Origin of the sequence: Rhodococcus sp. ARC_M5, from assembly GCF_022810405.1 — a bacterium.
Lineage (GTDB): Bacteria > Actinomycetota > Actinomycetes > Mycobacteriales > Mycobacteriaceae > Rhodococcoides > Rhodococcoides navarretei.
Map to the genome: position 1 here is coordinate 1 of NZ_JALGQE010000035.1, position 6,369 is coordinate 6,369.

The following is a 6,369-nucleotide window of genomic DNA, read 5'->3' on the forward strand; positions in this document are numbered from 1 at the left end:
AGAGCGGACCCGATCAGCACCACGACGAACGACAACCCCGGCGCGCCGATCACCGCAGCCAGAGGCAGCAGCGGCCCGTCGGATTGACCGAATGCGATGCGGCCCCAAGGGAAGCCGCCGAACGGGATCGATCCTTCTGTCGGTTCGGCGGAATGGTGGCTCGATCAGTACGTGAAGACGCGACGCTCCGGGCGAAGGGCCAGTCGTGTCCACAGCCCGGTGAGAACCACGGCGGTGAGCAGCCCGATCAGCGCGCCAGGGCCGGGGCCGGCGAGAGTTGAACTGTCGTGAGCGGACTGGCGTGTCCAGATGGACAACATCGCCAGGACCGAAGTGCTGGCGCATCCTGCGGCGGCGAGAACGATCAGATGGATCATTCGGGTATGGAGTGCGGCGGCTGAGCAGATCAGACAGAAGATCACACCGGCATGGGCGGCAATGACAGCGACGATGCTGGTCGATTCCGCCTGCGCCGCTGCATTGTTGAGCAATGTTGCCCAGCCCGTTGCCTCGCCCGACTGGCCCAGGCACAGACCCAGCCCTGCTACGGCGATCACTGTAGCCGCACGCAGGCGCTCGTGGGCAGCCATCTCTACCGTCGCCAGCACTCGTCGTTCGATGGCCTCGAACATGGGCCGATAGTGGCGAAGATCGTCGTGCACTTCGAACCCTCCCGTGAACTGCGGTATCGGCCGCATCCGTCGGCCGCGTCCTGTGTCGGCGCAGCTCATGACCGGTCGACCACCAGTCGCACCGCGGGCGGAGAAAGTTCCCGGATCGACGCGGGAACTTCGGCACCCGCGGATGCGACTGACTGTAGGTACCGCGGCGATGACGTCGGTACGAATCCGCCCGGTGGCTGACCGGGCGTGCTGCGCAGGAGTGCGTGGCCGGGCCGGTCGTGCGGCGCGGCCACGCACAGCGCGATCACTTCACGTTCGCTGACGCGGCGACACCAGTTCACTGTTCGCCGAGGTATCCCTCCCGGGTCGTCAGGATGTAGCGGGGTACCGACGCAGCCGGAGGCTGTTCGATACGACGAAGAACGACGAGAACGCCATGGCAGCGCCCGCGAGGAGCGGGTTGAGCAGACCTGCGGCCGCTATGCGGATGGCAGCGATGTTGTACCCGAACGCCCACACCATGTTTCCCTTGATGGTCGCCAGTATGGCCTTGGCCAGCCCCAACGAATCGACCACATCGCCGAGGTCGTCGCGGACGACTATGATGTCCCCGGACCGATGGCGACATCGGTGCCCGCGCCGATCGCCAAACCGAGATCCGCGCTCGCCAACGCCGGCCCGTCGTTGATGCCAGCTTCCGCCTGTCGAGGACTTCGTCGCGGTGCCCGGAATGGGAACCCACGGCCGGGTCCACGGGCGCTCGTCGAGATCGGTCGTAGACGAGGGGCGTTCCTTCCAGTCGGTGCGGTGGGGCGGGTACCCCGGTGCGGTCAGGCACGGGGGCGGGTGGTCACAGACGTGAGGTTCCGCGGACGATGTCACCCTCGATGTAGGTGAATCCGACTCCGCGGCCGTCACGGAGCGCGAAGTGGTATTCTGCGGGGACCCAGACGGTATCGAAGTGCGACGCCGGCCGCCCCTGCCGCGTCTGCCGCGTCTGTTGTCGTACAACCATATTCGGCGCGATCAGGGATGGCCGGCGGTTACGAGATCGACCTACGCATACCGGCGGCGGGCGTCGTCGATCTGGTCGGTGCACAGCAAGTGTGGATTGGGAAGGGGTTCGCCGGACGCATGGTAACCCTGTGGGCCGACCTCGCCAGCATCCACGCCGTGATCGACGGTTTGGTGGTCACCACGGTTGGAGCTTGTCAAGTTATCTGTGAGCGAATTTGCTTTCAGGTGAGATAAGGGTCGAGTCTGTCCGGATAGTTGATCACGAGCGCGCCGAGCGCTTGTTTCCAACCGGTCGTCAGAGATCCTTCGATCAGTCTGTTGACCTCCCTGCCGGTGCGGGGTGCGAGTCGATCTTTGCTCAGGCGGTCTCTCTCCCGGGCGCGCTTGTCCTCGATGCTGCAGATCGCGAGCCACAGAAGCTTCACTGCCGCTTGATCATTGGGGAAGTGTCCGCGGTTTTTGATGATCTTGCGAAGTTGATAGTTGAGCGATTCGATGGCATTGGTGGTGTAGATGATCTTCCGGAGCGCCGGTGGGAAAGCCAGGAACGGGATGAACCGCTCCCACGCGCTCTCCCACGTCCGCACCGCTGTCGGATACTTGACACCCCACTGCGAGGATTTGAAGTCGTCGAGTGCAGCTTGGGCCGCATCGACGGTGGGTGCGGTGTAGATCGACCGGAGCGACGACGCCACCGCTTTGCGGTCGCCGTAGGCCACGAACCGCATCGACGCGCGGATCAGGTGGACGGTGCACGTCTGCACGACGGTGTGCGGCCACGTCGCTTCGATGGCGTCGCCGAATCCAGTGAGGCCGTCCGTGCAGGCGATCAGGACGTCTCTGACGCCACGATTTGCCAGCTCAGCGCAGATCCCGGCCCAGAACTTCGCCCCTTCGTGTTCTTGAACCCAGATCCCCAACACGTGTTTGATGCCGTCGAGGTCGACACCGACGGCGATGTGCGCAGCCCTGTTGGTGACCTGCTGACCGGACCTGATTTTGACCACGATCGCATCGAGATAGAGGATCGGATAGATCGGATCGAGTGGCCGGCGCTGCCATTCGAGGACTTCCTCGAGGACCGAGTCGGTAATCTTGGAAATGGTCTCGCGGGAAATTTCGGTACCGATGGTCGAGGCAAGATGATGCTCGATGTCGCGCACTGTCATGCCGCCGGCGTAGAGCGCGACGATCATGTCATCGAGCCCACCGATCCTGCGCGCACCACGCGGGACCAGGGTTGGAACGAACGTGCCGTCGCGGTCGCGGGGGATTGCCAACGGCACATCGCCGACTTCGCTCGACACGGTCTTGCTGCTGAAACCGTTGCGAGCGTTGGGAAGTAGACGGCCGGCAAGGTCGCCCTTGTCGTATCCGAGGTGCTCGGTGAGTTCGGTCTGCAGTCCGCGCTCGAGAACCGCCTTGACCATCTCCTGCAGGAACCCGCCCTGCCCGGTGATCTGCAGCTGGCCCGTGTCGATCTTGGCCATCACCTCGTCGAGGGCACCCGAGGCCTTCAAGGCGTCGAAGGCGCTGAGCTCAGCCCGATCGTTCGTGTCATCTGCATGATTGCTGTCCACAGTCATGGTCACGATGATGCTCCATCCGTGTCAGTCCGTTCTTACACAAACCATCTGACACGCCCCACGGTGTGCCTCCCAGCTGACGAGCGCCGACCTCGACCGGTTGACCATGCGCGGCGCACGTGCAGGGCAGACTGCGCCGGCACTGCCCGCGTTCGATCCGAGTGCCCGCTTGCGCACTGCGGCACCGATCGAGGTCGATCGCACCGCCACCCGCGATGGACTGATCACCCTGCTCGGCCATCAGCTCGCATTGGGTCCGGACACCGCCGGAACCCGCATCACCCTCAGAATCGAGGGCGGTCTCATCCACGCCATCGCCGGTAACCATGTGATCAAGACCTTGCCGAATCCGTTGATCAGCAACGATAACCGCCAACTGACCCGCGTGCGTCGAGCAACGACGCTCCTCCCGCCGCCCTCGGGCCCCCAACGCGTGCACCGGAAAGTGCCGATAGACGGTGTCGTCATGGTCGACGGCCAGAGATTGCCCGTCGGCCGCACACACGCCGGAACCATCCTCACCGTGGTCGTCGAGGATCACCATTTCCGAGTTCTCGACGGCCCCACAAAACTCTCACTGCACGCCGGAACCACCACCAAACCGATCCGAAACTTCAACGCCCACCCGACCCCGAGACCGTTAACGATGTCCCGGTGACGATCAGTTAGGTATGTCCCGAGACCACACACGTCACGCATTTGCATGCGCAGAAATAGGCTCTGTGATGCACAACGATGTGCGTTACAGGGCCATGGATGCCTGGACGGTGACGTAGACGGCTACGACGAATAACAGGGCTGCGAAGCTACGGGTGAGTGTGGTGGCAGAAACTCTGTCGCTGATGACTTTTCCTGCGAACGAGCCTGTAATTGCCGCGAAAGTGAACGGTACGACGATCTCCCACGGGATGGTGGCACCCGTGCCGAGGCGTTCGGTGAAGGCTCCCGCGCTGGTGATGGAGATGATCACCAGTGACGTTCCGACCGCGACGGGCATCGAATAGCCCAGTGCCAGAACCAGGGCGGGGACGATGAGGAATCCGCCGCCCACTCCCAGAAACCCGGTGAGGCAGCCGACGACGAGCGCGGAGGCGACCAGCTTGACCACCTGCGAAGTAGTGATCTTCACTTTCGTGGGCTTGGCGGCGACCGCGACGGCGCTCGACCGTGTTTCCGCGGTCTCGACCGGGTTCGGCGTCGGTAGGTCGGCATCGTGTCCTCGCCGGGTGCGGCGCAGCATCGCACCGGCGGCGACGATCATCAGAGCCGCGAATGCGAGCAGCAAAATCTGCGGGTCGACCGATCGGTTGAGGATCGACCCACCGAAGGCGGTGCCCGCGCCCAGAAGTCCGAACACTGCCGCTGCCCGCCACCGAACGTGCCGTGCTCGCGCATGGCTGATGGCCGCGATGATCGAGGTGATTCCGACAATGATCAGCGAGGCGCTCGTTGCCGATTGCGGTTCAACCGCCAGGAGGTACACCAGAGCAGGAACAGTCAGTATCGATCCCCCACCACCGAGCGCGCCGAGGGAAAGCCCGATGAGAATCCCTGCGGCGACTGCGATCGCGAGGATGGCGACCATGTCAAATTACTGAGCCGGGCGTGCCGTCATCACGGACCACAGGGCGGCCGTCTTCGTGCCACGCCATCATACCGCCCGACAGATTGTGCGCCGTGCGATCGGCATCGGTGAGGGCCGCGACAGCTTTGCTCGACCGAGCGCCCGAGCGGCACACCACGACCAATTTCTGCTCGGGAGGATAGGCAGCAGGATCGAGATCGCCGAGGCGTACATGGACGGCGTCCGGGGCGTGGCCGGCTGCCCATTCGTCGTCCTCGCGGACATCGATCAGGATGGCTCCCGATTCGGCGATCAAAGCGTGTGCGGCGGCCGGATCGGCTTCCGGTGGTGCTCCAGTCATGAAGAACGCTCCTTGGATCAGTGGGTGCTTACAGGGCGTGCAGCGGCGTGGCCGGCACGAAGCGATAGCCGTCGCTCGGTGAGAACGTGGCCGAGACGGTGAACCGATCTCCTCGAATCACTGTGTGCCGCAACTCCACCGGCCGGGAATTCATGCAACCCGAACGGCGGATCGACAGCGCGGAGGTCTTCGAATCGAGTTCGAGTGCTGCCGCATCCTCCGGATCCGGGACGACGGCAGTGACGTCCTCGCGGCCACCGGTCAGGCGGATGCCGCAACGCTTCTCGAGCTCGATGTAGAGAGCCGTGTGAGTGAAGTCCGCATCCAGGAGGTCGCGTGCCAGATCCCCCGGCAACCAGGCACGGTCGAGCGCCAACGGCATGGTCCCTGCCATACGGATGCGCTCTAGGTAGAGCAGCGGCGCCTTGGGACCGACCCGCAGGGTAGCGGCCACCGCGGGGTCGGTCCGCAGTTCGAGTACACGCACCACGCTGTGCTGAGCAACACCCGTGGCTTCCACCGCAGCGAAGAGACTGTAGAGCGCACCGAGTGGCTGCTCGATCACCGGCGGAGCCGCCAACCGAGAAGGCCGGCCACGCTCTGCAATCAAGATTCCTTCGTTCCGCAGGTGCCGCAGGGCCTCGCGGGTGGTGTGACGGCTCACCCCGTAGCTCGTCGTCAACGCATGCTCGCCCGGGAACTCGGAGCCGGCGAATTCGTCGTCACCGATTCGGCGGACCAGATCAGCATGCAGTTGCGCCCACAGCGGCATCGCACTGGAGCGGTCGAGCGCGGCACTGCGATCGGGTTCAACCATCAAAGGCCCTCCTGTCGATCTGTGTCGGAATCCGAATTCGAGCCGCCGACTGCTGGCCCTCGGGGCCACTGTACAACAAATGTACGTACATCCGTACGGACGGGAGATGCTCTGCGCAGGTCGACACGCAACAAGACGACCTTCGCATCGACAAAGTCTCGCCGAGCACGAACGAGCGCCTGGTGGAGATCGCGCCGAACCTGGTGAATCCGTCCGCGTAGCGACGCGGCATCACGTCGCCTCCCAGTCGGTCCCGGGTCAGGCCAGTCGGTGCCGGATCAGGAGTGTCGCCCGGGGTCCTGCTCGGTCTGGGGTCTGCTCACCGTCGGTGGCGCAGCGAGCCGACAGGGCGAGCACAGGACCAAACCGGGGGCGGACTGCACGACCGCCTCCGATTCGGG

The 6,369-nt window shown here is 64.3% G+C and carries 7 protein-coding genes and 2 pseudogenes; 1 reads left to right on the forward strand and 8 read right to left on the reverse strand.

Annotated features, from left to right (window positions below):
- The 5 genes and pseudogenes from MTX34_RS25320 to MTX34_RS25340 form a co-directional block, all read right to left on the reverse strand.
- Positions 1–128: pseudogene (locus MTX34_RS25320) on the reverse strand (hypothetical protein); the annotation flags it as partial.
- Between the two features lie 36 nt (positions 129–164).
- Entirely contained in the window at positions 165–632 is a 468-nt protein-coding gene (locus MTX34_RS25325; protein WP_051048272.1) for a hypothetical protein, read from the reverse strand.
- A 360-nt stretch (positions 633–992) separates the two neighbouring features.
- Positions 993–1,315, reverse strand: a pseudogene (locus MTX34_RS25330) (cation-transporting P-type ATPase); the annotation flags it as partial.
- A 158-nt stretch (positions 1,316–1,473) separates the two neighbouring features.
- A complete protein-coding gene (locus MTX34_RS25335) occupies positions 1,474–1,638 on the reverse strand; it encodes a hypothetical protein (protein ID WP_155288693.1) in 165 nt (54 codons plus the stop codon).
- Positions 1,639–1,861: 223 nt separating this feature from the next.
- Positions 1,862–3,226: an IS256 family transposase gene (locus MTX34_RS25340; RefSeq protein WP_042940314.1), complete on the reverse strand. Its 1,365-nt coding sequence runs from the start codon at positions 3,224–3,226 to the stop codon at positions 1,862–1,864.
- 106 nt (positions 3,227–3,332) lie between these two features.
- Between MTX34_RS25340 and MTX34_RS25345 the strand changes: the two genes are divergently transcribed.
- Positions 3,333–3,884, forward strand: a complete 552-nt coding sequence (locus MTX34_RS25345; protein ID WP_008720428.1) for a hypothetical protein — start codon at positions 3,333–3,335, stop codon at positions 3,882–3,884.
- An 84-nt stretch (positions 3,885–3,968) separates the two neighbouring features.
- Here the strand turns inward: MTX34_RS25345 and MTX34_RS25350 are convergent, their stop codons facing one another.
- The 3 genes from MTX34_RS25350 to MTX34_RS25360 are packed head-to-tail and all read right to left on the reverse strand — an operon-like array spanning position 3,969 to position 5,968.
- Positions 3,969–4,811, reverse strand: coding sequence for a sulfite exporter TauE/SafE family protein (locus MTX34_RS25350; protein ID WP_008720427.1), 843 nt, complete (start codon positions 4,809–4,811; stop codon positions 3,969–3,971).
- Position 4,812: 1 nt separating this feature from the next.
- Positions 4,813–5,151, reverse strand: coding sequence for a rhodanese-like domain-containing protein (locus MTX34_RS25355; RefSeq protein ID WP_008720426.1), 339 nt, complete (start codon positions 5,149–5,151; stop codon positions 4,813–4,815).
- Between the two features lie 28 nt (positions 5,152–5,179).
- Entirely contained in the window at positions 5,180–5,968 is a 789-nt protein-coding gene (locus tag MTX34_RS25360) for a GntR family transcriptional regulator (protein WP_008720425.1), read from the reverse strand.
- Between the last annotated feature and the right edge of the window lie 401 nt (positions 5,969–6,369).

Coding starts and splice junctions, on each gene's coding strand:
- MTX34_RS25355 (WP_008720426.1), bottom strand. CDS start 5,151: ATGACTGGAGCACCACCGGAAGCCGATCCGGCCGCCGCACACGCTTTG.
- MTX34_RS25360 (WP_008720425.1), bottom strand. CDS start 5,968: ATGGTTGAACCCGATCGCAGTGCCGCGCTCGACCGCTCCAGTGCGATG.
- MTX34_RS25345 (WP_008720428.1), top strand. CDS start 3,333: ATGCGCGGCGCACGTGCAGGGCAGACTGCGCCGGCACTGCCCGCGTTC.
- MTX34_RS25340 (WP_042940314.1), bottom strand. CDS start 3,226: ATGACTGTGGACAGCAATCATGCAGATGACACGAACGATCGGGCTGAG.
- MTX34_RS25325 (WP_051048272.1), bottom strand. CDS start 632: ATGTTCGAGGCCATCGAACGACGAGTGCTGGCGACGGTAGAGATGGCT.
- MTX34_RS25335 (WP_155288693.1), bottom strand. CDS start 1,638: ATGGTTGTACGACAACAGACGCGGCAGACGCGGCAGGGGCGGCCGGCG.
- MTX34_RS25350 (WP_008720427.1), bottom strand. CDS start 4,811: ATGGTCGCCATCCTCGCGATCGCAGTCGCCGCAGGGATTCTCATCGGG.